24 protein-coding genes, 3 tRNA genes and 1 pseudogene are annotated in these 25,215 nt (G+C 61.4%); 4 read left to right on the top strand and 24 right to left on the bottom strand.

Annotated elements, in window-relative coordinates; translation table 11 throughout:
* Positions 1-9 precede the first annotated feature (9 nt).
* From BBJ66_RS24320 to BBJ66_RS24225, 20 genes and pseudogenes are all read right to left on the bottom strand, one after another.
* The gene (locus BBJ66_RS24320) at positions 10-774 is read right to left on the bottom strand and encodes a biotin--[acetyl-CoA-carboxylase] ligase (protein WP_049734059.1); all 765 of its coding nucleotides are present in this window, start codon (positions 772-774) and stop codon (positions 10-12) included.
* Positions 774-2,219 carry an NADH-quinone oxidoreductase subunit NuoN gene (gene nuoN, locus BBJ66_RS24315; RefSeq protein WP_071090467.1) on the bottom strand — a complete coding sequence of 482 codons (1,446 nt, stop codon included), beginning with the start codon at positions 2,217-2,219 and terminating at the stop codon, positions 774-776. Before nuoN ends, BBJ66_RS24320 begins: the two co-directional genes overlap by 1 nt.
* Before the next feature lie 18 nt (positions 2,220-2,237).
* A complete protein-coding gene (locus BBJ66_RS24310; protein WP_071090464.1) occupies positions 2,238-3,749 on the bottom strand; it encodes an NADH-quinone oxidoreductase subunit M in 1,512 nt (503 codons plus the stop codon).
* Entirely contained in the window at positions 3,749-5,749 is a 2,001-nt protein-coding gene (nuoL, locus tag BBJ66_RS24305) for an NADH-quinone oxidoreductase subunit L (protein ID WP_071090461.1), read from the bottom strand. Before nuoL ends, BBJ66_RS24310 begins: the two co-directional genes overlap by 1 nt.
* 7 nt (positions 5,750-5,756) lie before the next feature.
* Positions 5,757-6,065: an NADH-quinone oxidoreductase subunit NuoK gene (gene nuoK / locus BBJ66_RS24300; protein WP_049734055.1), complete on the bottom strand. Its 309-nt coding sequence runs from the start codon at positions 6,063-6,065 to the stop codon at positions 5,757-5,759.
* A gap of 22 nt (positions 6,066-6,087) precedes the next feature.
* Positions 6,088-6,702 carry an NADH-quinone oxidoreductase subunit J gene (locus BBJ66_RS24295; protein ID WP_003573901.1) on the bottom strand — a complete coding sequence of 205 codons (615 nt, stop codon included), beginning with the start codon at positions 6,700-6,702 and terminating at the stop codon, positions 6,088-6,090.
* 141 nt (positions 6,703-6,843) lie between these two features.
* Positions 6,844-7,335 carry an NADH-quinone oxidoreductase subunit NuoI gene (gene nuoI / locus BBJ66_RS24290; RefSeq protein ID WP_003547385.1) on the bottom strand — a complete coding sequence of 164 codons (492 nt, stop codon included), beginning with the start codon at positions 7,333-7,335 and terminating at the stop codon, positions 6,844-6,846.
* Positions 7,336-7,375: 40 nt separating this feature from the next.
* A complete protein-coding gene (gene nuoH, locus BBJ66_RS24285; RefSeq protein WP_071090458.1) occupies positions 7,376-8,419 on the bottom strand; it encodes an NADH-quinone oxidoreductase subunit NuoH in 1,044 nt (347 codons plus the stop codon).
* Positions 8,420-8,431: 12 nt separating this feature from the next.
* Complete coding sequence (nuoG, locus tag BBJ66_RS24280) at positions 8,432-10,513, bottom strand: NADH-quinone oxidoreductase subunit NuoG (protein ID WP_071090456.1); 2,082 nt, start codon at positions 10,511-10,513, stop codon at positions 8,432-8,434.
* Positions 10,514-10,737: 224 nt separating this feature from the next.
* The gene (locus BBJ66_RS24275; RefSeq protein WP_071090453.1) at positions 10,738-11,442 is read right to left on the bottom strand and encodes a 5' DNA nuclease; all 705 of its coding nucleotides are present in this window, start codon (positions 11,440-11,442) and stop codon (positions 10,738-10,740) included.
* Between the two features lie 2 nt (positions 11,443-11,444).
* On the bottom strand, positions 11,445-12,749 hold the full coding sequence (gene nuoF, locus BBJ66_RS24270) for an NADH-quinone oxidoreductase subunit NuoF (RefSeq protein ID WP_003573907.1): 1,305 nt from the start codon (positions 12,747-12,749) through the stop codon (positions 11,445-11,447).
* A gap of 10 nt (positions 12,750-12,759) precedes the next feature.
* Positions 12,760-13,926, bottom strand: a complete 1,167-nt coding sequence (locus BBJ66_RS24265) for an NADH-quinone oxidoreductase subunit E (RefSeq protein ID WP_071090451.1) — start codon at positions 13,924-13,926, stop codon at positions 12,760-12,762.
* Between the two features lie 16 nt (positions 13,927-13,942).
* Complete coding sequence (locus tag BBJ66_RS24260; RefSeq protein WP_071090447.1) at positions 13,943-14,215, bottom strand: hypothetical protein; 273 nt, start codon at positions 14,213-14,215, stop codon at positions 13,943-13,945.
* The gene (locus BBJ66_RS24255; protein ID WP_071090444.1) at positions 14,215-15,405 is read right to left on the bottom strand and encodes an NADH-quinone oxidoreductase subunit D; all 1,191 of its coding nucleotides are present in this window, start codon (positions 15,403-15,405) and stop codon (positions 14,215-14,217) included. The genes BBJ66_RS24260 and BBJ66_RS24255 overlap by 1 nt, the downstream gene beginning before the upstream one ends.
* Positions 15,406-15,465: 60 nt before the next feature.
* Positions 15,466-15,796, bottom strand: a pseudogene (locus tag BBJ66_RS24250) (four helix bundle protein).
* A gap of 94 nt (positions 15,797-15,890) precedes the next feature.
* Positions 15,891-16,493 carry an NADH-quinone oxidoreductase subunit C gene (locus BBJ66_RS24245; RefSeq protein WP_071090441.1) on the bottom strand — a complete coding sequence of 201 codons (603 nt, stop codon included), beginning with the start codon at positions 16,491-16,493 and terminating at the stop codon, positions 15,891-15,893.
* Positions 16,494-16,512: 19 nt separating this feature from the next.
* A complete protein-coding gene (locus BBJ66_RS24240) occupies positions 16,513-17,097 on the bottom strand; it encodes a NuoB/complex I 20 kDa subunit family protein (RefSeq protein WP_003578567.1) in 585 nt (194 codons plus the stop codon).
* Positions 17,088-17,453, bottom strand: coding sequence for an NADH-quinone oxidoreductase subunit A (locus tag BBJ66_RS24235; protein ID WP_007626195.1), 366 nt, complete (start codon positions 17,451-17,453; stop codon positions 17,088-17,090). The genes BBJ66_RS24240 and BBJ66_RS24235 overlap by 10 nt, the downstream gene beginning before the upstream one ends.
* 247 nt (positions 17,454-17,700) lie before the next feature.
* Positions 17,701-17,777, bottom strand: a tRNA-Asp gene (locus BBJ66_RS24230).
* Between the two features lie 83 nt (positions 17,778-17,860).
* A tRNA-Asp gene (locus tag BBJ66_RS24225) sits at positions 17,861-17,937 on the bottom strand.
* 383 nt (positions 17,938-18,320) lie between these two features.
* Here BBJ66_RS24225 and BBJ66_RS24220 point away from each other — a divergent pair.
* Positions 18,321-18,396, top strand: a tRNA-Val gene (locus tag BBJ66_RS24220).
* Positions 18,397-18,658: 262 nt separating this feature from the next.
* Entirely contained in the window at positions 18,659-18,871 is a 213-nt protein-coding gene (locus tag BBJ66_RS35830) for a hypothetical protein (protein WP_071090438.1), read from the top strand.
* A 406-nt stretch (positions 18,872-19,277) separates the two neighbouring features.
* On the opposite strand, the gene BBJ66_RS24210 is transcribed toward BBJ66_RS35830, so the two are convergent.
* Together BBJ66_RS24210 and BBJ66_RS24205 are read right to left on the bottom strand one after the other, a co-directional pair.
* Entirely contained in the window at positions 19,278-19,826 is a 549-nt protein-coding gene (locus tag BBJ66_RS24210; protein WP_071090435.1) for a glutathione peroxidase, read from the bottom strand.
* Between the two features lie 133 nt (positions 19,827-19,959).
* The gene (locus BBJ66_RS24205; protein WP_071090433.1) at positions 19,960-20,319 is read right to left on the bottom strand and encodes a hypothetical protein; all 360 of its coding nucleotides are present in this window, start codon (positions 20,317-20,319) and stop codon (positions 19,960-19,962) included.
* A gap of 163 nt (positions 20,320-20,482) precedes the next feature.
* Here BBJ66_RS24205 and BBJ66_RS24200 point away from each other — a divergent pair, with 163 nt between their 5' ends.
* Entirely contained in the window at positions 20,483-21,088 is a 606-nt protein-coding gene (locus BBJ66_RS24200; protein WP_071090430.1) for a class I SAM-dependent methyltransferase, read from the top strand.
* Between the two features lie 107 nt (positions 21,089-21,195).
* Here BBJ66_RS24200 and BBJ66_RS24195 read toward each other — a convergent pair whose 3' ends face one another.
* The gene (locus tag BBJ66_RS24195; protein WP_071090427.1) at positions 21,196-21,597 is read right to left on the bottom strand and encodes a (R)-mandelonitrile lyase; all 402 of its coding nucleotides are present in this window, start codon (positions 21,595-21,597) and stop codon (positions 21,196-21,198) included.
* Between the two features lie 151 nt (positions 21,598-21,748).
* On the opposite strand from BBJ66_RS24195, the gene BBJ66_RS24190 reads away from it, so the two are divergent.
* On the top strand, positions 21,749-22,735 hold the full coding sequence (locus BBJ66_RS24190; protein ID WP_071090424.1) for an aldo/keto reductase: 987 nt from the start codon (positions 21,749-21,751) through the stop codon (positions 22,733-22,735).
* A gap of 206 nt (positions 22,736-22,941) precedes the next feature.
* Here the strand turns inward: BBJ66_RS24190 and BBJ66_RS24185 are convergent, their stop codons facing one another.
* Complete coding sequence (locus tag BBJ66_RS24185; protein WP_071090596.1) at positions 22,942-25,140, bottom strand: esterase-like activity of phytase family protein; 2,199 nt, start codon at positions 25,138-25,140, stop codon at positions 22,942-22,944.
* Positions 25,141-25,215 lie beyond the last annotated feature (75 nt).

Raw genomic sequence — 25,215 nt, 5'->3', positions numbered from 1 at the left:
TTTTTTCCGCTATCCAAAAAACACATCACCGGCAGCAATGGGCATTATCCTGCCAGTGCCGGTATCGAGCATCAACAAGCCATTATCATCAATTCCGGCGAATTGTCCGGAAATCGATCGGTCCGGCAAATTCACCGTGATCTTTTCGCCGATGCCGCAGGCGATCGCGCGCCAGCGGGCGGTGATCTCGGCGATGCCGCGGCCCTGGTTCCATTGATCAAGCACCTCAGCCATCGCGGCGAAGAGATGGGCGAAGAGTTCCTCCGGCGACGCCGCGCTTGCATGCTGACGCAGGCAGGTGACGGGGTAGAGCGGATTATCCGGCATCACCGAGACATTGATACCAATGCCGACGATCAGCGCGTAGCGGCCATCGGGCAGCCGCTCGCCTTCGACGAGGATGCCGCAGGTCTTCTTTCGGCCGATGAGAATATCGTTCGGCCATTTGACCTCGAGCGGCTCGGAGCCCGGCGGCAGCACCTGGCGGATCGCCTGGTGCACGGCAACGGCAACTGCCAGCGGCAGAGAGCTCAGGCGCTCCATCGGCGCCGGGTCGATCAGCAGAAGAGAGGCATAGAGATTGCCGCGTTCGGAAACCCAGAGCCGGCCGCGGCGGCCGCGGCCGCCGGTCTGCCGTTCGGCCGTCACCCAGAGGTTGCCGCCATCGCCCGCCCGTGCCCGGGCGAGGCATTCGCTGTTGGTAGACGATGTTTCCGACAGAGCCTCATGCCGGAAATCGCCGAGCGATATCCGGCGCCGTCCGTCGGAAGCCATCAAAAGAGCGTCGCGGCGGCAAGCTCTGCCGCACCGCCGATCGGGCCGCCGATGAGGACATAGGCGGTGACGAAAAGACCGGAGAGACCGAAGACCAGACGCAACGAACCGGAGACGCGGGCGAATTCGCCGGTCGCCTCATCGAACCACATCAGCTTGATGACGCGCAGATAATAGTAGGCGCCGACGACCGAGGCGAGCACGCCGATGATGGCGAGCGCATACAGCTTGGCTTCGATGGCGGCGACGAAGACGAAATACTTGGCGAAGAAGCCGGCGAGCGGCGGAATGCCGGCGAGCGAGAACATCAGCGCCGTCAGCACCACGGCCATGAACGGGTTGGTGGTGGAAAGGCCGGCGAGATCGTTGACCTCCTCGACGACCGTGCCATCCTTGCGGCGCATCGACATGATGATCGCAAAGGTGCCGAGGGTCATGACCATATAGATGACCATGTAGAGCATGACGCCCGAGACACCGGTCTGGTTGCCGGCGGCAAGGCCGACCAGCGCGTAGCCCATGTGGCCGATCGAGGAATAGGCCATCAGCCGCTTGATGTTCTTCTGGCCGATCGCGGCAAAGGAGCCGAGCAGCATCGAAGCGATCGAGATGAAGACGACGACCTGCTGCCAGTCGGCCAGAACCGGCTGGAAGGCGGTGATGACGATGCGGGTCATCATCGCCATGGCGGCAACCTTGGGGGCTGCGGCCAGGAAGGCGGTAACCGGCGTCGGCGCACCTTCATAAACATCCGGCGTCCACATATGGAAGGGAACGGCGGAGATCTTGAAAGCGATGCCGGCGAGGATGAAGACCAGGCCGAAGATCAGGCCGAGCGAACGCGCGCCCTCGACCGAAAGCGCCTGGGCGATCTCGGAAAAATGGGTGTGGCCAGTGAAGCCATAGACCAGCGACATGCCGTAGAGCAGCATGCCTGAAGAAAGCGCGCCGAGGACGAAATATTTCAGGCCGGCTTCGGTCGACTTCAGGCTGTCGCGGTTGATCGCGGCGACGACATAGAGCGCCAGCGACTGCAGTTCCAGCGCCAGATAGAGCGAGATCAGGTCGTTGGCCGAGATCATCAGCAGGATGCCGAGGGTCGCAAGCACCAGGAGAACCGGGAACTCGAACTTGTCGAGCTGATTTTCGCGGGCGTGGCCGATCGTCATGAACAGGGCGACCAGCGATCCGATGAGCGCCACCAGCTTCATGAAGCGCGAGAAGCCGTCGGCCATGTAGACGCCGCCATAGGCAAGGCCTTCTGCCGGCACGAAGAGCAGCCACAGGCCGGCGGCGAGCAGCAGGACGATGGCAAGGCCGGTGACGACGAGGCCCGACCGCTCGCCCGAGAAGACGCCGACCATCAACAGGACCAGGGCGCCGACCGCGAGGATCAGCTCCGGCGCGGAAAGATGCAGACTGAGGAGAATTGTTTCAGCGGTCATGTCCGATAAGTCCCGTCATCAATTCATAGACAGCGCAACATTCTGCGCTGCGTGCACGGCGGCCGTGTAGTTGTTGACCAGCAGATCCACCGAGGCGGCCGTCGCATCGAAGACGGGAGCCGGGTAAACGCCGAAGAGGATGGTCAATGCGACCAGCGGGTAGAGGATCAGCTGCTCGCGGGGAGAAAGATCGAGCAGCGCCTTCAGCTTTTCCTTCTCCAGCGCGCCGAAGATCACCCGGCGGTAAAGCCAGAGCGCATAGGCGGCCGAAAGGATGACGCCGGTGGCGGCAAAGAGCGCGACCCACGTGTTGACCCGGAAGACGCCCATCAGCGTCAGGAATTCGCCGATGAAACCGGAGGTGCCGGGAAGCCCGACATTGGCCATGGTGAAGACCATCATCGCCACCGCATATTTCGGCATGTTGTTGACGAGGCCGCCATAGGCGTTGATCTCGCGGGTGTGGGTGCGATCGTAGACGACGCCGACGCAGAGGAAGAGCGCGCCGGAGACGATGCCGTGCGACAGCATCTGGAAGATCGAGCCCTGAACACCCTGCATGTTGGCGGCGAAGATGCCCATGGTGACGTAGCCCATGTGCGCCACCGAGGAATAGGCGATCAGCTTTTTGATATCGTCCTGCATCATCGCCACCAGCGAGGTATAGATGATCGCAATGACCGACAGAGCGAAGACGAACGGCGCGAAATAGTCTGATGCGACCGGGAACATGCCAAGCGAGAAGCGGATCAGGCCGTAGCCGCCGAGCTTCAGGAGCACGCCGGCCAGGATTACCGAGCCTGCCGTCGGCGCCTGAACGTGGGCATCCGGAAGCCAGGTATGAACCGGCCACATCGGCATCTTCACCGCAAAGGAGGCGAAGAAGGCTAGCCATAACCAGGTCTGCAGCGCCGGCGGGAACTTGTAGGCGAGCAGCGCGGTAATATCGGTCGTGCCGGCCTGCCAGTACATCGCCATGATGGCGAGCAGCATCAGCACCGAGCCGAGCAGCGTATAGAGGAAGAACTTGTAGCTCGCATAGACACGGTCCTTGCCGCCCCAGACGCCGATGATCAAGAACATCGGAATGAGGCCCGCCTCGAAGAAGACGTAGAACAGCACGATATCGAGCGAGACGAAGACGCCGACCATCATCGTTTCCAGGATGAGGAAAGCGATCATGTATTCCTTCAGGCGCTTCTCGATCGAGAGCCAGCTCGCCAGCACGCAGAAGGGCATGAGGAAGGTCGACAGGATGACGAACAGCATCGAGATGCCGTCGACGCCCAGGTGGTAGCCGATGCCGGTGCCGAGCCAGTCATGCTTTTCCAGCATCTGGAAGCCCGAATTGGCGTTGTCGAAGCCGATCCAGATGAGAAGCGAGACGACGAAGGTGAAGACGGTGGTGATCAGCGAGATCCACAGCACGTTCTTCCGGCCGGTTTCGCTCTCGCCGTTCATCAAGAGCAGGAGCACCACGCCGACGAGCGGCAGGAAGGTGACCGTTGTAAGAATAGGCCAATCGGTCATCAGAAGGAACTCCCGAGCATCATCCAGGTAACGAGCGCCGCAATGCCGATCAGCATGGCGAAGGCGTAGTGATAGAGGTAACCGGTCTGCAGGCGGACAACACGGTCGGTAACGGCGACGACGCGGGCGGCGACACCGTTCGGGCCGTAGGTGTCGATGACGCCGACATCACCCTTCTTCCACAGGAAGCGGCCGAGCGCCTTAGCGGTGCGGACGAAGAGGAAGTCGTAAAGCTCGTCGAAATACCACTTGTTCAGCAGGAACTGGTAGAGGACACGGTGCTGCCTGGCGAGGACGCGTGGCGTCTGCGGCGAGCGAATATACATGTACCAGGCGGTGACGAAGCCGAGCAGCATGGCGATGAAGGGGCTCAGGCCCACCAGCGCCGGCACGTGGTGGAACTCTTCGACGAGTTCGTTCTCGGCGCCGGTAAAGAGCGCCCCCTTCCAGAACTCGGCATATTCCTCGCCGTAGAACCGGCCTTCGAAGAAGTAGCCTGCGAGCACCGCGCCGACCGCCAGGAGATAAAGCGGCACCAGCATGACCTGCGGCGATTCGTGCACGTGATGCATCACCTCGTGCGAAGCGCGCGGCTTGCCGTAGAAGGTCATGAAGATCAGGCGCCAGGAATAGAAGCTCGTAAACAGAGCAGCGATGACCAGCAGCGTGAAGGCAAAGCCCGAGACCGGCGAATGCGATGCATAGGTCGCCTCGATGATCACGTCCTTGGAGAAGAAGCCGGCAAAGCCGATCGGCGTGAAGGGGATGCCGACGCCGGTGATCGCCAGCGTGCCGATGATCATCATCCGGAACGTCCACTTGATGTGCGGCCTGAGACCGCCCATGTAGCGCATGTCCTGCTCGCCATCGACGGCATGGATGACCGAGCCGGCGCAGAGGAAGAGCAGCGCCTTGAAGAAGGCATGCGTGAACAGATGGAAGATCGCCGCGCCATAGGCCCCTACCCCGAGCGCCACGAACATGTAGCCGAGCTGCGAGCAGGTGGAATAGGCGATGACGCGCTTGATGTCGTTCTGCACCAGGCCGACGGTTGCCGCGAAGAAGGCGGTGATCGCACCGATCACGGTGACGACGGTCAGCGCATCGTGCGACAGTTCGAAGAGCGGCGACATGCGGGCGACGAGGAAGACGCCGGCGGTGACCATGGTGGCGGCATGGATGAGGGCCGAAACCGGGGTCGGACCTTCCATGGCATCCGGCAGCCAGGTGTGCAGCAGGAACTGCGCCGACTTGCCCATAGCGCCCATGAACAGCAGCAGGCAGATGCCGGTCAGCGCATGCGCCTTGTCGAGCTGCATGCCGAAGAGGTTGAGGATCACTTCGCTCGCCTCGCCGCCGCCTTCATGCGGGGCGAAATTCGAGGCATTGGCGAAGATCGTGTCGAAATTGATCGAGCCGAACAACACGAAGACGCCGGCAATGCCGAGCACGAAGCCGAAGTCGCCGACGCGGTTGACGATGAAGGCTTTCATCGCCGCAGCCGTTGCCGAGGGCTTCTTGAACCAGAAGCCGATCAGCAGATAGGAGGCGAGACCGACGCCTTCCCAGCCGAAGAACATCTGCGCCAGGTTGTCGGCCGTCACCAGCATCAGCATGGCGAAGGTGAAGAGCGAGAGATAGGCGAAGAAGCGCGGGCGATGCGGATCGGTATGCATGTAGCCGATCGAATAGACGTGAACCAGCGTCGAGACCGTGTTGACGACGATCAGCATGACGGAGGTCAGCGTATCCACGCGCAGCGACCAGGAGACGTCGATGCCGCCCGATTGGATCCAGCGCAGCACCTCGACCTTGATCGGGCCGCCTTCGCCGTGGCCCATGCCGACGGTGAAGAAGACGTACCAGGAGAGGATGGCGGCGACGATCATCAGGCCGCTGGTGACATATTCCGAAGCCTTGGCGCCGATGGCGCGGCCGAACAGGCCGGCGACGATCGCACCGATCAAGGGAAGAAAGACGATAGCCTTATAGAGGAACATGAGCCACTCAGCCCTTCATCATATTGACGTCTTCGACCGCGATCGAGCCGCGGTTGCGGTAGAAGACAACGAGAATTGCAAGACCGATCGCCGCTTCGGCAGCCGCCACCGTCAGGATGAACAGCGCGAAGACCTGGCCGACGATGTCGTTCAGGAAGGAGGAGAAGGCGACCATGTTGATGTTGACGGAAAGCAGAATCAGTTCGACCGACATCAGGATGACGATGACGTTCTTCCGGTTCAGGAAGATGCCGAAGACGCCGAGCGTGAAGAGGATGGCGCTGACCGTCAGGTAGTGGGAAAGTCCGATGACCATGTTCTTTGTTCCTTGACCTGCCTTAGACGCCCTGCCCGGGCTTGACCGACACCACCTCGACGGCGGTGGCGGGCGTGCGGGCAACCTGCCTCGGGATATTCTGGCGCTTGATGTTGGTGCGGTGCCTCAGCGTCAGGACGATGGCGCCGATCATCGCGACCAGCAGCACCAGACCGGCGATCTCGAAGAAATAGACGTAGTTGGTGTAGAGCACGTCGCCGAGAGCGGCGGTGTTGGTGCGCTCGCTGAGCGCCGGGATCGGCATCGCGACGGATTTGGCGATCTCAGGCGAGATGACGCTGCCGCCGATGACGACGATCAGTTCGGCTGCGAGAATGATCCCGATCAGCCCGCCGATCGGCGCATATTCGAGAACCCCTGCCCTGAGCTCGGTGAAGTCGATATCGAGCATCATCACCACGAAGAGGAAGAGCACGGCGACGGCGCCGACATAGACGACGAGCAGGATCATCGCCAGGAATTCGGCACCCAGCAGCAGGAAGAGGCCGGCCGCGTTGAAGAACACCAGGATCAGGAACAGAACCGAGTGAACCGGGTTCTTCGCCCAGATGACCATGAACGCCGACGCCACCGCGACAAAGGCGAAAAGATAGAAAAATAGAGCCTGCAGACCCATGTTGGTGCCTTTTTCATCTTCCCCCGGGCAGCCGGGAGTTTATCTGCCCGATAGAGATTTGCGCGGCTGACCGGCAAAGCTCCTGTGCATATTGACCGTGACCGGAGCAGCTAGGCTCGATCGCGGCATTTCAAAACCCAATCAGCGGTACGGCGAATCGATCGCGATGTTGCGGGCGATTTCGCGTTCCCACCGGTCGCCGTTATCGAGAAGGCGCGCCTTGTCGAAATAGAGCTCTTCGCGGGTTTCCGTCGCAAATTCGAAATTCGGGCCTTCGACGATCGCGTCGACCGGGCAGGCTTCCTGGCAGAAGCCGCAATAGATGCATTTCACCATGTCGATGTCGTAGCGCACCGTGCGGCGGGTGCCGTCGTTGCGGCGCGGACCGGCCTCGATGGTGATGGCCTGGGCAGGACAGATCGCCTCGCAGAGTTTGCAGGCGATGCAGCGTTCCTCGCCGTTCGGATAACGGCGCAGCGCATGCTCACCGCGGAAACGCGGGGAAACCGGACCCTTTTCGAAGGGATAGTTGATCGTCGCCTTCTGGCGGAAGAAATAGCGCATCGACAGAAAGAACGCGCCGACGAATTCCTTGAGAAACAGCGAGCTGATGGAGCCGGACAAGCTTGCCATCTTCAACCTCCAATTTTGCCGGAAACGAGAGAGGGCGTCATCAAGCCCATCCCATCAGCTTCAGCACGAATGCAACGATGATGACCATGGCGAGCGACAGCGGCAGGAAGACCTTCCAGCCGAGGCGCATGAGTTGGTCGTAGCGGTAGCGCGGGACGAAAGCCTTGACCATCGCGAACATGAAGAACACGAAGCAGGCCTTCAGCATGAACCAGATGATGCCCGGGACCCAGTTGAGGATCCAGATGTCGACCGGAGGCAGCCAGCCGCCCAGGAACAGGATCGTCGTCAGCGAGCACATCAGGCAGACGGCCGCATATTCGCCGAGCATGAACATCATGTATGGCGAGGAGCCGTATTCGACCATGAAGCCGGCAACCAGTTCCGATTCGGCTTCCGGAAGGTCGAAGGGCGGGCGGTTCGTTTCGGCCAGCGCCGAAATGAAGAAGATGATGAACATCGGGAAGAGCGACAGCCAGTGCCAGTCGAGGAACGACGCCGGCAGGCCGAGCATGGTTCCCAGGCCGGTATGCTGCGCATTGACGATATCGGTCAGGTTCAGCGAGCCGACACAAAGCAGCACAGTGACGATGACGAAGCCGATCGAGACTTCATAAGAGACCATCTGTGCGGCCGAGCGCAGCGCGCCGAGGAAGGGATACTTCGAGTTCGAAGCCCAACCGCCCATGATGATGCCGTAAACTTCGAGCGAGGAGATCGCGAAGATGTAGAGAATGCCGACATTGATGTTGGCAATCACCCAGCCGTCGGCGAGCGGCACCACCGCCCAGGTGGCAAGCGCCAGAAGAACCGTCACCAGCGGGGCAAGCAGGAACACAGCCTTGTTGGCGCCGGCCGGAATGACCGGCTCCTTGAAGACGAACTTCAGAAGGTCGGCGAAAGACTGGAACAGGCCGAAGGGGCCGACGACGTTCGGACCGCGGCGCAGCTGCACGGCCGCCCAGATCTTGCGGTCGGCGAGCAGCACATAGGCGATGAAGACGAGCAGGCAGACCAGAAGCAGCAGCGACTGACCGATCATGATGATCGCCGGCAAGACATAGGTCGAAAAGAAAGAATCCATAGTCCCCTGCCCTTACTCTGCCGCGACTTTGAAGTTGTTGCGGGCCAATGCCGAGCACTCCGCCATCACTGCCGAGGCCCGCGCTATCGGGTTCGTCAAATAGAAGTCTTTCACCGGCGACGCAAACCCTGACTTGTTCATCTTGCCGGCTTTTTTCGCAACTGCGGCAATTTGGGCGCTATCGGTTTCGGCGATCTCGTCGATGGCGGCGAAATGCGGGAAAGCGGCATAGAGCTGGACGCGCAACTGGCTGAGCGAATCGAAGGGAAGCTTCTTGCCGAGCACGTCGGAAAGGGCGCGGATGATCGCCCAGTCCTCGCGGGCGTCACCCGGCGCAAAGCCTGCGCGGTTGCCCATCTGGACGCGGCCTTCGGTGTTGACCCAGGTGCCGGACTTTTCGGTATAGGCTGCGGCCGGCAGGATGACGTCGGCATGATGAGCGCCGTTATCGCCGTGCGAGCCGATATAGACGGTGAGCTTGGCCTTCTTGGCGGTGAAAGCGAGTTCGTCGGCGCCGAGCAGGAAGAGCACATCCATCGCCGTCAGCATTTCGGCGGCGTTGACGCCCTTGGCACCCGGCACGAAGCCGAGGTCGAGGCCACCGACGCGCGAGGCGGCGGTATGGAGGACGGCAAAGCCGTTCCAGCCTTCGACGACCGCGCCGACAGAACCGGCAAGCTTGGCGGCACTGGCGAGAACGCCGGCGCCGTCGGTGCGCGACAGCGCGCCCTGGCCGATGATGATCATCGGCCTGGCGGCGTTCTTCAGCACGTCGGCGAAGGCGTGGGTGCCGTCGACCAGATCCTTCAGCGTGTCGGGACCGCCGCCGAGATAATCATAGCTGTAGCGCAGTTCGCCCGGCTCGCCGATCACGCCGATCGGGAACTTGCCGCGGCGCCAGCGCTTGCGGATGCGGGTATTGAGGATGGCTGCCTCGAAGCGCGGATTGGCGCCGATGATCAGCAGCGCGTCGGCCTGGTCGATGCCCGAGATGGTCGGGTTGAAGAGGTAGCTTGCACGGCCGAGCGACGGATCGAGTGCCGCCCCATCCTGGCGACAGTCGAGGTTTTCGGAACCCAGCGACTTCACCAGTTCGGAGAGCGCGTACATTTCCTCGACCGAGGCAAGGTCGCCCGCGATCGCGCCGATCTTGTCGCCCGACGTGGCGCCGACGGCGGCCTTGATGGCGCCGAAAGCCTCGGCCCAGGTGGCGGGCTGCAGGCGGCCGTCGCGGCGGACGTAAGGCCGGTCGAGGCGCTGGGTCTTCAGGCCGTCCCAGATGAAGCGGCTCTTGTCGGAGATCCACTCTTCGTTGATTGCCTCGTTGACGCGCGGCAGGATGCGCATGACTTCACGGCCGCGGGTATCGACGCGGATCGCCGAACCGACGGCATCCATGACGTCGATCGATTCGGTCTTGTTCAATTCCCAAGGGCGCGCGGTGAAGGCGAAGGGCTTGGAGGTCAGCGCACCCACAGGGCAAAGATCGACGACATTGCCCTGCAGCTCGGAGGTCATCGCCTGTTCGAGATAGGTGGTGATCTCGGCATCCTCGCCGCGGCCGATCAGGCCGAGTTCGGAAATGCCGGCAACCTCGGTGGTGAAGCGGACGCAACGCGTGCAGTGGATGCAGCGGTTCATCACCGTCTTGACCAACGGGCCGATATACTTGTCTTCGACGGCGCGCTTGTCTTCCTGGTAGCGCGAGGTGTCGATGCCGAAGGCCATCGCCTGGTCCTGGAGGTCGCATTCGCCGCCCTGGTCGCAGATCGGGCAATCGAGCGGATGGTTGATCAGCAGGAATTCCATCACACCTTCGCGGGCCTTCTTGACCATCGGCGTGTTGGTGAAGACTTCGGGCAGTTCGCCGTTCGGGCCGCCGCGGATATCGCGCACGCTCATGGCGCAGGAAGCCTGCGGCTTCGGCGGGCCGCCCTTCACCTCGACAAGGCACATGCGGCAATTGCCGGCAACCGACAGGCGCTCATGAAAGCAGAAACGCGGAACCTCGGCACCGGCATCCTCGCACGCCTGCAACAGCGTGAAATGATCCGGAACTTCGATCTCGTTGCCGTCAATCTTCAGTTTTGCCATCGTCGCTCAGTCCTGTTTCCCGTTTGCCTGATGACGGCAAACAAACCTATTTTTGCAACAGTCTCATTGCCAAGCCGGATCTTTCATCCTGCCGACATCTGATGCCGCCCAAATTCTCTATCGCGTGTTCCAGGTCCGGAACCCGCACCGGCTTCTGCAGCGTGAGGCCCCCGCCCGTCCGCCGATCCGCCCATCTTTTCCGGCCGATTGCACGGCCGGACAGTTCATTTCTTCCGGCGGCCCCGCCCGGCCAGAACTTTCGCCTGACCGGTCCAGTCGTCGCGGCCGATGCGGCCGTTGAAGCCAAGCTCGGCGTCGAGCCGGGCAATGTCCTCGGCGCTCCAGCCGGCAATCTCGGCGAAGCTGCGAATGCCCCTGGCGTTCAGCACCTGCTCCAGCTTCGGGCCGATGCCGGCGATCAGCTTCAGGTCGTCGGCTTTTGCAGCCCGCGCTGCCGGTTTTGCCTTGACGGCCGGCTTCGGCTGGCTTGCCGGTACTGGTGCGCTGACCGGTGTTACAACAGTCAGTTTCGGCCTTGCCTTCGTCTCGACTGCAGGCTTGGCCTCCGCCGCCGGCCGGTTCGCGGCCGCCGGTTTGGCGACAACCTTGACGGCAGGTCGAATATTCTCCGGCCGGATCTCGACGTCGGGCGCCAGCGCATCCGGCGGCGTGTCATCGAGGGCGGCAGCGACCTTGCCGGTGGTTTCCAGCGCGCTCTGGAAGGCGCCGAAGAAGGCGCCCGCCATCTGTGTCGAGAAGCCGAAGCCGATCGCCGTTGCGGCGGCGAAAGCTGCGGCCGGATGCGCCATCAGCGGATGCACCGGCATCGCCCGTGCATTTTCCAGCATCTCGGCGGCAAGACGGCCGAAGCCGGCCGCGAAATCGGCGGCGTCTTCCTTCTGTCCACTCTTCGATGCCTTGTCCGCCATGACTATTCAGCCGCCTCCAGAACCGCGCCGTGATCGAGCGCGCTTGCCGTATACTGGTCGATGCGCTTTTCGATCTCGGGACGGAAGTTACGGATCAGACCCTGCACCGGCCATGCGGCGGCGTCGCCGAGCGCGCAGATGGTGTGGCCTTCGATCTGCTTGGTCACCTGGAACAGCATGTCGATTTCGCGCTTCTGGGCATTGCCCTTGGCCATGCGCTCCATCACCCGCCACATCCAGCCCGTGCCTTCGCGGCAGGGTGTGCATTGGCCGCAGCTCTCATGCTTGAAGAAGGCGGAGATGCGGGCGATCGCCTTGATGACGTCGGTGGACTTGTCCATGACGATCGCAGCCGCCGTGCCGAAAGAGGAGCCGACGCCGCGCAGGCCGTCGAAATCCATCGGGCAGTCGATGATGTCCTTGGCCGGAACGATCGGGCAGGATGCGCCGCCCGGAATGACGGCGAGCAGGTTGTCCCAGCCGCCGCGGATGCCGCCGGCATGGCGGTCGACCAGTTCGCGGAAGGTAATGCCCATTTCCTCTTCGACCGTGCACGGCTTGTTGACGTGGCCGGAGAGCATGAACAGCTTGGTGCCGACATTGTTCGGACGGCCGATGGCCGAGAACCAGCCGGCGCCGCGGCGCAGGATCGTCGGCGCGACCGCAATCGATTCGACGTTATTAACCGTCGTCGGGCAGCCGTAGAGGCCCATATTGGCCGGGAAAGGCGGCTTCAGGCGCGGCTGGCCCTTCTTGCCTTCGAGGCTTTCGAGCAGCGCGGTTTCCTCGCCGCAAATATAGGCGCCGGCGCCGTGATGGACGTAGATGTCCATATCCCAGCCGAGTTTGTTGTTCTTGCCGAGCAGGCCGTAATCATAACATTCGTCGATCGCCGCCTGCAGCGCTTCGCGCTCGCGGATGTATTCGCCGCGCACATAGATGTAGGCGGCATTGGCGCCCATGGCGAAGCTCGCGATGACGCAGCCTTCGATCAGCGTATGCGGATCGTGACGCATGATGTCGCGGTCTTTGCAGGTGCCGGGCTCCGATTCGTCGGCATTGACGACGAGGTAATGCGGGCGGCCGTCGCTTTCCTTCGGCATGAAGGACCATTTGAGGCCAGTTGGGAAGCCGGCGCCGCCGCGGCCGCGAAGACCCGACGCTTTCATCTCGTTGATGATCCAGTCGCGGCCCTTTTCGAGGATCTGCTTGGTGCCGTCCCAGTGGCCGCGGCTCATCGCGCCCTTCAGGGACTTGTCCTTGAGGCCGTAGATGTTGGTAAAGATGCGGTCTTTATCTTGTAACATGCTTCACCTCTTACCGCGGCTTCTTGCCGAAGACCTTGATATATTCCGCTTCGCCGCCCTTGGCGAGCGCCTTGGCCTGCTTGACCCAGTCGTCGCGCTCGATGCGGCCGCGGAAGTTCAGGTAGCCGTCGACCCATTCGCGTTCGGCCTTCTTCCAGCCCGCGACCTGCGAGAAGGTGAAGATGCCGATTTCGTTCAATGTCGCCTCGATCTTCGGGCCGACGCCCGAGATCATCTTCAGATCATCCGGCGCGGCGGGCTTTTCGATGCCGGCCGGACGGTTCTTGTCGGTGAGCGCAGGCTTTGCCGCCGGGGCGGCTTCGGCCTTGACGGCGGCCACTGGCGCCGGTTCGGCGGCCGCGGTGCCGGATACCGGCTGCTGTTCGGCAGCCTTGGCATTCTTTGCCGCGGCCTTCGGCGCCGTAGCCGGCGTCTTCAGCGCCGCATTGGTCTCGGCATCGGTGCTCTTCGGGCGGGCAGCCTCGGAGGGCGGAACCGGAGCGGCGTCGACCGGTGCCGACACGGTTTCGGCATCGGCCTTCTTGGCGCGTGTCCGTGTCTTCGGCTCTTCCGTCGTCAGTGAGGTCAGGCCGCCTTCAGGGGCCGAAAACACTCGGTCGATCTGGGTGCCCGGCTTGATGCTCGCGCCATTGCCGGCAGCGAAGCTATCGATGATCTCTTCGAGACGCGCCGGCGTCAGATCCTCATAGGTGTCTTTGCCGATCATCACCATCGGGGCGTTGACGCAGGCGCCAAGACATTCGACCTCTTCCCAGGACAGCGTTCCCTCGGCATTGCGCTCGAAGGCATGGGCATGGATCTTGCTCTTGCAGACCGACATCAGCGCTTCCGAGCCGCGCAACATGCAGGGCGTCGTGCCGCAGACCTGCACATGGGCACGGGTGCCGACGGGGTGCAGCTGGAACTGCGTATAGAAGGTCGCGACCTCGAGCACTCTTATATAGGCCATGTCGAGCATGTCGGCGATCTTTTCGATCGCCGCGCGCGTGACCCAGCCATCCTGCTCCTGCGCCCGCATCAACAGCGGAATGACCGCCGATTGCTGGCGGCCGGCGGGGTATTTCTGGATCGTCTTGTCCGCCCAGACCGCATTTTCATCGCTGAAGGCGAATGCGGCAGGCTGAAATTGATCTTCGGCTAATCGACGAACGGACATTCTTCCTCACGCCTTGTCAGTTTAGGGTTCCACACCGCGAAGCGGTCAAAGACTGCATTTCGCAGGCATAGGCCGACTGGTCTTTCTGCATAAATACGACGAATTTGCTGCCATTCGGAACGGCAGCCTTGATCTGATAGCCCTTGGACAAAAGCTCGCCCATGGACGTTTTTGCCGCCGGCGGCGTCACTTCCTTATGGCCCAGCGGCGTGCCGAGCGTATCGGTCTCCTGGGCCGAAACCCCGGATGCCGCAAGAAGAAGTGCGACAGCAAGCGGCAGAGGCTGCATCAGCGGTCCACCTCGCCGAAGACGATGTCGAGCGAGCCGAGCACGGCTGCGACGTCGGCAAGCTGGTGGCCGCGGCACATGAAATCCATCGCCTGCAGATGCGCATAACCCGGTGCGCGGATCTTGCAGCGATACGGCTTGTTGGAGCCGTCCGAGACCAGATAGACGCCGAACTCGCCCTTCGGCGCTTCGACGGCGGCGTAAACTTCGCCGGCCGGCACGTGATAGCCTTCGGTATAGAGCTTGAAGTGGTGAATCAACGCTTCCATCGAGCGCTTCATCTCGCCGCGCTTCGGCGGCACGACCTTGCCGTCAATCGACGAGAAGGGACCGGTCTTGGCATCCGACAGCAGGCGGTTGACGCACTGCTTCATGATGCGGACCGATTCGCGCATCTCGATCATGCGGATAAGGTAGCGGTCATAATTGTCGCCGTTCTTGCCGATCGGAATGTCGAATTCGAGATCGGAATAACATTCGTAGGGCTGGGAGCGGCGCAGATCCCAGGCAGCGCCCGAACCGCGCACCATGACACCGGAGAAGCCCCAGGCCCAGCAATCCTCCAGCGAGACGACGCCGATATCGACATTGCGCTGCTTGAAGATGCGGTTGCCGGTCAACAGATTGTCGATATCGTCGAGTGCCTTCAGGAAGGGATCGCACCAGTCGCCGATATCCTGGACGAGCTGTTCCGGCAGGTCCTGATGGACGCCGCCCGGACGGACGTAAGCGGCGTGCATGCGCGAACCGCTGGCGCGCTCATAGAACACCATCAGCTTTTCACGCTCTTCGAAGCCCCAGAGCGGCGGCGTCAGCGCGCCGACGTCCATCGCCTGCGTCGTAACGTTCAGGAGATGCGAGAGGATACGGCCGATTTCCGAATAGAGAACGCGGATCAGCTGGCCGCGAATCGGGATGTCGATGCCGAGCAGCTTTTCCACCGCCAGCGCATAGGCATGCTCCTGGTTCATCGGCGCGACGTAATCGAGGCGATCGAAATAGGGCACGGCCTGAAGATAGGTCTTGGTCTCGATCAGCTTCTCGGTGCCGCGATGCAGTAGGCCGATATGCGGATCAACCCGCTCCACAATTTCGCCGTCAAGCTCCAGGACAAGACGAAGAACGCCATGCGCCGCCGGATGCTGCGGTCCGAAATTGATGTTGAAGTTGCGGACGTTATGTTCGGTCATGGCGATCAACTCGCTTAGAGTGAGTAGTGATTAGTGAGTAGTCGTTAGTTTTTCCGCTCACTATTCGTCAGCTTTCCTGTGCTGAACGCTTCGGATAAGCGATCCCAGCATCTTTCCAATTTCGTCACATCGGTCGAGCAATTCGTCCAAGGCCGAGGCTTGAAGAAAGCCAATTCGTCCGGCGATGATCAAATGCGTCTCCAACTCTTTCAACGAGCCCCTGAGCAATCTTGAGAAATTGGGCAAACGAGCCTCGATTTTCTCTTCCATATCCCTCCGCGATATTCGCGGCCACGGAAGCGGAAGATCGTCTAATCTGGCTGGTCATTCCATAGATCTCTTCCCGCGGGAAGGTTCTCGTCACCTCATAACAAACAACAGACAGCTCGATAGCAAATTGTCAGACTTTCAAATCACGATAGGAGCTGATTTTCCCGGTTGTCACCCAAATATCTGCCCACTACTCACTACCGACTAATCACTACTCACTGCTTCGCTTTCTCATCCCCCGGCAACACATACTCCGTCCCTTCCCAAGGCGACATGAAGTCGAAGTTGCGGAATTCCTGTTTGAGCTCAACCGGCTCATAGACGACACGCTTTGCCGCGTCGTCATAGCGGACTTCGACAAAACCGGTGGTCGGGAAGTCCTTGCGCAGCGGGTGGCCTTCGAAGCCGTAGTCGGTCAGGATGCGGCGCAGGTCCGGATGGCCGGTGAAGAGCACGCCGTACATGTCCCAGGTTTCGCGCTCGAACCAGTCGGCGCCGGGATGGACGGCGCAGGCCGAGGGAACCGGCGTATCTTCGTCGGTTGCGACCTTGACGCGGATGCGGACATTCTGCTTCGGCGACAGCAGGTGATAGACGACGTCGAAACGCAGCTCGCGCTGCGGCCAGTCGACGCCGCAAATATCGATCAGGTTGACGAAACCGCATCTGGGGTCGTCACGCAAGAAGGTCAGAAGCGCAATCAGGTTTTCACCCGTCGTCGTCAGCGTCAGCTCGCCATACTTCATCTGCGATGCGGCGATCAAATTACCGCGCGCTTCACCAAGATAGGACGCAAGCTCAGTCAGGGCTTCACTCATATGCCTTGTCCTTAAACCCTTAGCGTTCGATCGTGCCGGTGCGCCGGATCTTCTTCTGCAGCAGAAGCACGCCGTAAAGCAGCGCCTCCGCCGTGGGGGGACAGCCCGGCACGTAGATATCGATCGGCACGATGCGGTCGCAGCCGCGCACCACAGAATAGGAATAGTGATAGTAGCCGCCGCCATTGGCGCAGGAGCCCATCGAGATCACGTAGCGCGGCTCGGGCATCTGGTCGTAGACCTTGCGCAGAGCGGGCGCCATCTTGTTGGTCAGCGTGCCGGCAACGATCATGACGTCGGACTGGCGAGGCGAAGCGCGCGGCGCAAAACCGAAGCGCTCGACGTCGTAACGCGGCATAGACAGCTGCATCATCTCGACGGCGCAGCAGGCCAGGCCGAAGGTCATCCACATCAGCGAGCCGGTACGGGCCCAGTTGATCAGCTCGTCGGTCGAGGTGACGAGGAAACCCTTGTCGGCCAGCTCATTGTTGATCTCGCCGAAAAACGCGTCGTTGCTGCCGATCGGCTTGCCTGTGGAGGGATCGATGATCCCCTTCGGCTGCTGGGCGACGAGCGGCTGATTGCTCACAGGGGCTACTCCCATTCCAGGGCTCCCTTTTTCCATTCATAGATAAAGCCGATGGTCAGCACGAAGAGGAAGACCATCATGGACCAGAAGCCGAACCAGCCGATGGCGCCGAAGGAAACGGCCCAGGGGAAGAGGAAGGCGACTTCGAGATCGAAAATGATGAAGAGGATCGACACGAGGTAGAAGCGGATGTCGAACTTCATGCGGGCGTCATCGAACGCGTTGAAGCCGCATTCGTAAGCCGAGAGCTTTTCCGAATCGGGCGCCTTGAAAGCGACGGCGAACGGCGCAATGAGCAGCGCCAGGCCGATAACGAGCGCGATAGCGATGAAGATAGCGATCGGAATATAGGAACTGAGCAGTTCAGTCATCATGTTCATCCCTGCTTGCCGGAGGCGCCAGGCGGCACATTTGGGCAAATGCCCGGCAAGCGAACGTGCGTTGCAACAAAGCCGTGGTTAGCGCAGCCGAAGCCCCGGCGCAAGAGATTTACAGAGGCAATTCGACGCGTCGCGCGCGGACATTATCAAGCAGATGCAACGATGTCGCGACAAATCCGCGCAAGCCGCCTGAAGCTGCATGCCTGACCACTGGAAACTGCATGGCTTTGAGAAGAAATGGCGCGAGTGACGGGGCTCGAACCCGCGACCTCCGGCGTGACAGGCCGGCACTCTAACCGACTGAGCTACACCCGCGCATCGATCGGCCATTTGCGGCCGCTGGGATGAAGAACACCGGACGAACGACAAATCACATTTGCGTTCTACAAGACTTGAAATGGCGCGAGTGACGGGGCTCGAACCCGCGACCTCCGGCGTGACAGGCCGGCACTCTAACCAACTGAGCTACACCCGCAATTCATTTCAAGCAGTCCGGATGCTTTCGCACCCTCACCAAAACGGCTGCCCGTTTCGATGAGCGGCTAACTACGGGGTTCGTCTTTTAGTGTCAAGCAGGTTTGGAGACAAAACCATGACAGTCGTTTGAATTGTTTCGGCAAGGCCGGCAATTCCGTTGCCCGCCATGGCACTGATGCCCGATCGAAGCCGGCGGCACAGTCGAAGTCGACATGCCCCCTCCCCTTTATCCACAGCCCGGCAGCGCTCCAGCCGCACCACAAGAAGCGGGACCGCCACCAAAAAAATCAAAAAATCTTCACAAACACTCTTGCGGTTTTGCCGCGATCCGCATAGATCACGGCCACCAACGCGGCAGGCCGATCCGGCTTCGCTCGCGATGGGCGATTAGCTCAGTTGGTAGAGCGCCTCGTTTACACCGAGGATGTCGGGAGTTCGAGTCTCTCATCGCCCACCATTCTTTTCCCTTAAGTGTGAGATAGCAGCTTTCGCAGGCGGATGCCTCAGCTGCGTCGTCATGTATTTGGAATTCCAATTGGATCCAGTGGGACGCCTGGCAGGTCGCGATGTGGCGCGGCGCCTGAAAGCCCGCGCTCCACCAGAACGGACTACTCCGGCCGCCTCGCCACCTCCTATTGGGCGAATGGATGGGCGCGGGCAAAAGTGGGAGAATTCGTCGCCCGGAAAATATCCGCGCTTGCTACACCTGGGGGTGCGCCATGAGGACTCTCTGCTCCGCTTTGACGCTATGCATCGCGATCGCCCTTTGCACGCCAAACGCCATCTATGTCAGCCTGCCCGGATACGCGTTCAAGACGAATCCGCAATGCCAGCGCCACGCACCAAAGGCGAGGTTTGACAGGAGGTGCGACTGGCCGAGACTGGGCTTCAAGGACTTCACGCCCCCGCTGGTGACCGTGCTTGGGATTTGACGACCGTCTCAGCGTCTTTGCGAATCATCGTGATCCAGTCGGGCTTGCCAGCACGACGGGATCCATCGCTTTTTGACTGCGACGCAGTTTCCGATCGTGACCAAGTGCCTTCGCTCTGAACTCCCACCAGACTCTATATAGCCCTTCGGAATCCCGAAATTGGTTGCGGGATTGAAATCATTGCATGATTTTTTCTGTCGACACCGCGCAAAGCGCCGCGGATTTCGGAATCCCGAAGCGGGGAATTTCGGGATTCCGAAGTGGCGTTCTAAAGCGCGTCGCGATCTTTCAGATTCGCTCCTGGCGCTTTAGCTCTTTGTTTTACGCATGTCGTTGCCGCAAAACCGCTGCACACTTTTGCGCGACATGCTTTAGAATCGTAACAGCCGGGCTCAGCGCCGACCATTCACCCCTTCGCCAGTTCCTTCTCCACCGCCGAAACCAGCCGCGAATCATCGGCCGTCACGTCAGGCGCGAAGCGGGCGGCGATCTTGCCGTCGCGGCCGATCAGGAATTTTTCGAAGTTCCAGAGGATATCGTCCTCGTCGCCGCCCGATATGCCATGGGATTTCAGGCGCTCGCGCATCGGACCGTCGCCTGTGGTCTTCACGCCCGATTTGGTCAGCTGCCGGTAGAGCGGGTGCTGGGTCTCGCCCTTGACCGAAATCTTCGAGAAGATGGGGAAGGTGACGTCATAGGTGCTGGTGCAGAAGTCGAGGATCTCGGCGTCGGTGCCGGGTTCCTGGCCCTTGAAATCGTTGGCGGGGAAAGCAGCGATGACGAAGCCGCGTTCGCGCTTTTCGCCATAGAGCTTTTCCAGCCCTTCATATTGCGGCGTGAGCCCGCATTTCGAGGCGACGTTGACGACCAACAGCACCCTGCCCTTGTATTCGTTGAGCGTGGTCTCACGACCGTCCACTGACTTGACAGGGATATCCAGCACGTTGCCCGTCACGGGAACCTCCAATTTTGGTCGGAACATATCCGCCAAACTTAGCGATATCGCAGCCGTTGTCATCAGCGTCTGGATCAACTCGGCGTCAACAAGAGCCGGCGCAGGCTTGCGGCCGGCGCCGGACTCAAGCCGCTCAGGCGGGGGATGTTTCCTTCACGTCGTCGAGCAGGAAGTGCACGACGAGATAATCCGTCTTGTAATGGCGACCGCTATCAGACACGGATTCGACGCTGCCGCCGTCCTTCGGGTGCCAGGCGTGGTAATGGGGGTTGGTGGTGATCAGGGTTATGGCCTTGCCTTCCAGGGCTTCCTCGCCGAGCCGGAAGCGCATCTCGGCCAGCGGCCAGATCCGCTCGTAATCCGCCATGCTGATGCGCGCCTTCAGCGCCTTGCGGTGCAGCGGCGCTTCGCCGGCCTCCGCGGGTGCTTCCAACATCACCTCCTCGGCTCCGTTGATGATGGCGTTGAACTCTTCAGGCCACATGCGTCTCATGAAATCGCTCCTCCCGGGGCTCTCGTCAGTCCACAGGTGAAACTTAGCGATTTGTTCGAAAGAAGCAAATTCCCGTCATGTGGTTGTCATCGAGGTCCGCTGCTCCTACGTTCCCCGCAGACCGCATCAGGGCCGTCAGACGCCCGCAATCCCGAGATCAGAGATGAAGACACGTGAAGACAGGCAGGCGCTCCGGGCGAGCATGCCGCGCACCCCGCTCAGCGCCCATCATATGGAAAACGCCCGTCTGCTGCCCGATCGCGGCGAGCTGCTCTACCGCATCCCGAACGGCGGTATCGGCGTCGAAGTGGGTGCTGCCTTCGGCGAATATACGGCCGAGATCCTGGAAAAGAATCGCCCGGCCCAGCTCTACCTCATCGATCCCTGGTCGATGGATCGCTACAGCTCCGGCCTCGATTCGATCCATACGAAATTCGCGGCCGAGATCGAGGCCGGCCGGCTGCATCTGATGCAGGGCACCTCGCTGGAGAAGCTCGCCGAATTCGAGGACGATTTCCTCGACTGGGCCTATATCGACACCGATCATTCCTTCGAGCTCACCTGGCAGGAACTGCTGCTCTGCGAAAAGAAGGTGAAGCGGACGGGGCGCATTGCCGGGCATGATTTCTGCACCGGCAATACGGTCAAGCCGATCGTCTATGGCGTCGTCGAGGCGGTCACCAAATTCTGCAAGGATTACGGCTGGCAATTCGAATTCCTGACGGTCGAATCACATGCGCATTTTTCCTATTGCCTGAAGCGGCTCTGATCAGCCGAAAGCGCGGCGCGATCTTTCAGATTCGCTTGGCCCGCGCTTTCGTTCTTTTTTGCGCATGTCTTTATCGCAAGACCGCTGCGCACTTTGCGAGACATGCTTTACGCCTGGCCGGAATATTGCGCGTCGCTGACCTGCTCCATCCAATCGACATGCCTGCCGTCCAGCGCTTCGTGAATGGCGATGTGCGTCATCGCCGTATCCGGGGTAGCGCCGTGCCAATGTTTTTCGCCCGGCGAAAACCATACCGTGTCGCCGGCGCGAATCTCGCTGATCTCACCGCCCCAGCTCTGGACGAGGCCCCTGCCAGAGGTGACGATCAGCGTCTGGCCGAGCGGATGCGTGTGCCAGGCGGTGCGGGCGCCGGGTTCGAAGGTGACGGAGGTTGCCCGCATCCGGGCCGGTTCGGGCGTCTCCATCAGCGGGTCCTGGCGGACGGCGCCGGTGAAATAGTCGGCCGGCGGCGTCATCGAGGGGCTGGAGCCGGCGGGTTTGATCTCCATGATCTTTCCTTTTCTATTCCATTGCGGTTGAAGCCTTACCGCGCTCCACGATATTTCAACGGGACGACCGATCAAGGCCGGATCGGCAATTGCCGCACAGTTCCCCGCCTGCTAGGCCGGTGTCTTTCATTACTTAAGAAGGATTTTTCTCATGAAACACCATGCTTTCGGCCGCATGCCCTTTACCGTCACCAATGTCGGCTTCGGCGCCTGGCAGATCGGCGGCTCCTGGGGCGATATCAGCGAGGCGGATGGACGCGCGGCGCTGAATGCCGCGCTCGATGCCGGCATGACCTTCATCGATACGGCTGACGTTTATGGCGACGGCCGTTCGGAAAAGATCATTGCCGACGTGCTGAAGGCGCGCGGCGGCGAACGGCCGATGGTCGCCACCAAGGCGGGCCGCCGCCTCAACCCGCATGTCGCCGAAGGCTATACCAAGGCGAACCTCGAAGGCTTCATCGACCGCAGCCTTGCGAATCTTGCCGTCGACAGCCTCGACCTCGTGCAGCTTCACTGCCCGCCGCGCGAGGTGTTTTACCAGCCGGAGGTCTTCGAAGGTCTCGATGCGCTGCAGAAGGCCGGCAAGATCAAGGGTTATGGCGTCAGCGTCGAAAAGGTCGAGGACGGGCTGAAGGCGATCGAATATCCAGGCGTCGTCAGCATCCAGATCATCTACAACATCTTCCGCCAGCGCCCGGACCACCTGTTCTTCCAGGAAGCCCGCCGCAGGAACGTGGCGATCATCGCCCGCGTGCCGCTGGCCAGCGGCCTTCTCTCCGGCAAGATTACCCGGGAGACCCACTTTGCCAGCGACGACCACCGCAACTTCAACCGCCACGGCGAAGCCTTCGATGTCGGCGAGACCTTTGCCGGCGTGCCCTTCGAGGTCGGCCTGCAGGCGGTGGAAGAGGTGCGCAAGCTGGTGCCCTCACGCGCCACCATGGCCGCCTTTGCACTGCGCTGGATTCTGATGACCGAAGCCGTCACCGTCGTCATCCCCGGCGCCCGCAATGGCGAACAGGCGAGAGCCAATGCGGCCGCCGCCGATCTCGCGCCGCTGTCGGCCGATGTCATGGCGGCGACACGCGAGATCTACGAGCGGCTGATCGCGCCGCATGTGCATCAGCGTTGGTAGGGCTGGAGCTGCTTGTTTTTGAGGGCTGCGGCACTACGGAGAGCCGCCCCTCATCCGCCTGCCGGCACCTTCTCCCCGTAAACGGGGCGAAGGGGATATGCCGCAACCTCTCGGTTGCCCTCCTACCTCTCGCAAGGCACGTCCCCTCTCCCCGTTTTTCACGGGGAGAGGGTTAGGGTGAGGGGCTTTTCCCCCTCTATCGCGACTCAGTTCGTGGCGCTCAGCTCCACCGGGAAGAACAGCGTCTCGCCTGAGGAATCACTGACGCCGTCATTGTCGGTGACGGCGTAGGGCTTGCCTGAGGCGTCGAAGGTGAAGCCTTCGAGCTTGTCGAGCACGTAACCGTTGGTCGCGCTCTTGAGTTCGCCGAGGAAGTCGTGGGCTTCGGTCTTCTTGACCACCGGCAGTTCGCCGCCGAGCTTGGCGGGCTTCAGCTCCGAGATCGCCACCTTGTATAGCTTTTTCAGCTTCGCGGCATCGCCGACGAGGTTGTCGCGCTCGATGATGTAGACGCTGTCGCCCTGAGCCGAAATCTCCGACAGGCCGACCCAGCCGCTTTCCGTCTTGTCGAGCGGATAGCGCACGGCGCCCCATTCCTTCTTTTTCGGATTGTAGGAGACGAGCTTGACGAAGCCCTTCTCGTCGTCACCCCACTCGCGCTGGACCGCCATCCAGAGCGTGGCGTCGTCGCCGGTGCCGATAATGGTGACGCCTTCGAAGCCGTAGCGGATTTCGTTGGCGGCGAGTTCCTTCGGCAGGGCGATCTCGGCCTTGATGTCGCCCTTGGCGTTGACGTTGTAGAGGGCGTGCGGGACGAGGCGCTCGCTGTAGCCTTCCGAGGCCAGCCAGAACGAGCCGTCGGCAGCCACCGCGATGCCTTCGATGTCGAGCTTCTGGGCTGGGGCGCCGTCGCGCTTGACGATCAGAGCGTCGGTGATGACAGCCGGCTTCCTGCTGGCATCGATCGTGTAGATCGTCGGCTGCGCGCCGAGAACGCTGTCGCTGACGGCATAGAGCATGCCTGGCTTGCCCGGCACGGCGGCAAGGCCGGAAAGGGCTGCGAAGCCGATCGGATTGCCGTCTTTGTCAGCAGAGACGATCTGCGGATAGGCTTTCTCGCCTTCCGAGCGCTGGTAGATCATCACATGCGAGCGTGCGCCGCCATCCTTGCCGAGGTCCAGTTCGTTGGCGGTGGCAAAAAGATTGCGCTGGGGAATGGCGATCCCGCCTTCCGGCGAAATGCCCGACGGCAGCAGTTGCACGAGTTCTGGATCGGCGCCGGTATCCTTATAGACGCCGACGACCGAGGCGCGCTCGGCGAGCAGGAAGAAATACTGCTCATCGCCGAATTTTGCCGCTTCGAGGCCTTCCGGCTCGACGCCCTTCGATCCCGAACGGCTTTCCGGATAGTGGCCGATATGGGCGACGGCGCGTTCGAAGGATGCGCCCGATTCGTAGAGAAGCTTGCCCGTCTTGTCGAAGATGGTGAAACCGCGCGAACCGCCCTGATAATCGCCTTCATTGGCGACGACGAGGCGGTTGTCGTCCAGCCATTTCACGGCGTCGGGCTCACGCGGCACGCCCTTCAATTCGCCGGTGAATTTCAGGGCGCCGTCACGCTTGGTGTCGATGCCGGTGAGATCGACGCTGCCGGCGGAGAAATGCGTTTTCACCTGAGCCGTATTGGCGTCGATGATGACGATCTCGTTGTTTTCCTGCAGCGTCAGGGCGATCTCGTTCAGGCCGTTGAAGGCGACGAATTCCGGCTCCGGATCTTCGGGTGCGACACCGGCGAGACCGGTCAGCGCCACGTGCTTGATGGTGCCGCAATCGACGGCGCCGTTCTTCAGCTGGAAGACGACCAGATCGCCAGCCGGCATCTGCGGGATCTTGCCGTCGTTGACCTCTTCGTCGCGCTCGTTTTCGATCGCGATGGCGCCGAGCGTCTTGTCCTTGTTGAGCGCGATCGAATCCGGCTGGCCGCCGAGATCGCAGCTGGTTTCGATCGTCTTCGTCGCCACGTCGACGATCGCCAGACGGCCCGAGGGCTTGGCCTTGTTTTCGGAGGTGTTGACGGCGACCAGCGCCTTGCCGGCGCTCGAGGTGACCGATGTCGGCTCGCCGTCCATCATCAGCGCGCCGCCTGATTTCGGGGCCTTGGCGTCGGTGATGTCGATGAAGCCGATCGCGCCGAGCGGGCTGTCGCTATAGATCAGCGTGTTGCCGTCGTCGGTCGCGGTGATGATCTCGGCAGAGCTCGGCGACAGCTTGTCCTTGGCATCAGGCAGATTCTGCGCGACCGGGAAGGACGCAATGCGGTTGAAGACCGGTTCGGCGGCGGCCGGGAAGGCAACGGAAGCGAGAAGCACGGCAGCAAGCGCTGCCTTGCGCGATGAAATGGTCATGAAATCCCCCATGTGTCGAACAGTCGAAACATGGGTTTTCTGCGGGAGCGGCATGACAGAGGCATGACAGAGGCG

It is taken from the genome of Rhizobium sp. RSm-3 (genome assembly GCF_001854685.1).
Classification (GTDB): Bacteria; Pseudomonadota; Alphaproteobacteria; order Rhizobiales; family Rhizobiaceae; genus Rhizobium; species Rhizobium ecuadorense.
Note: the sequence above shows the minus strand (reverse complement) of the source record. Positions and strands in the feature narration are given on the sequence as shown.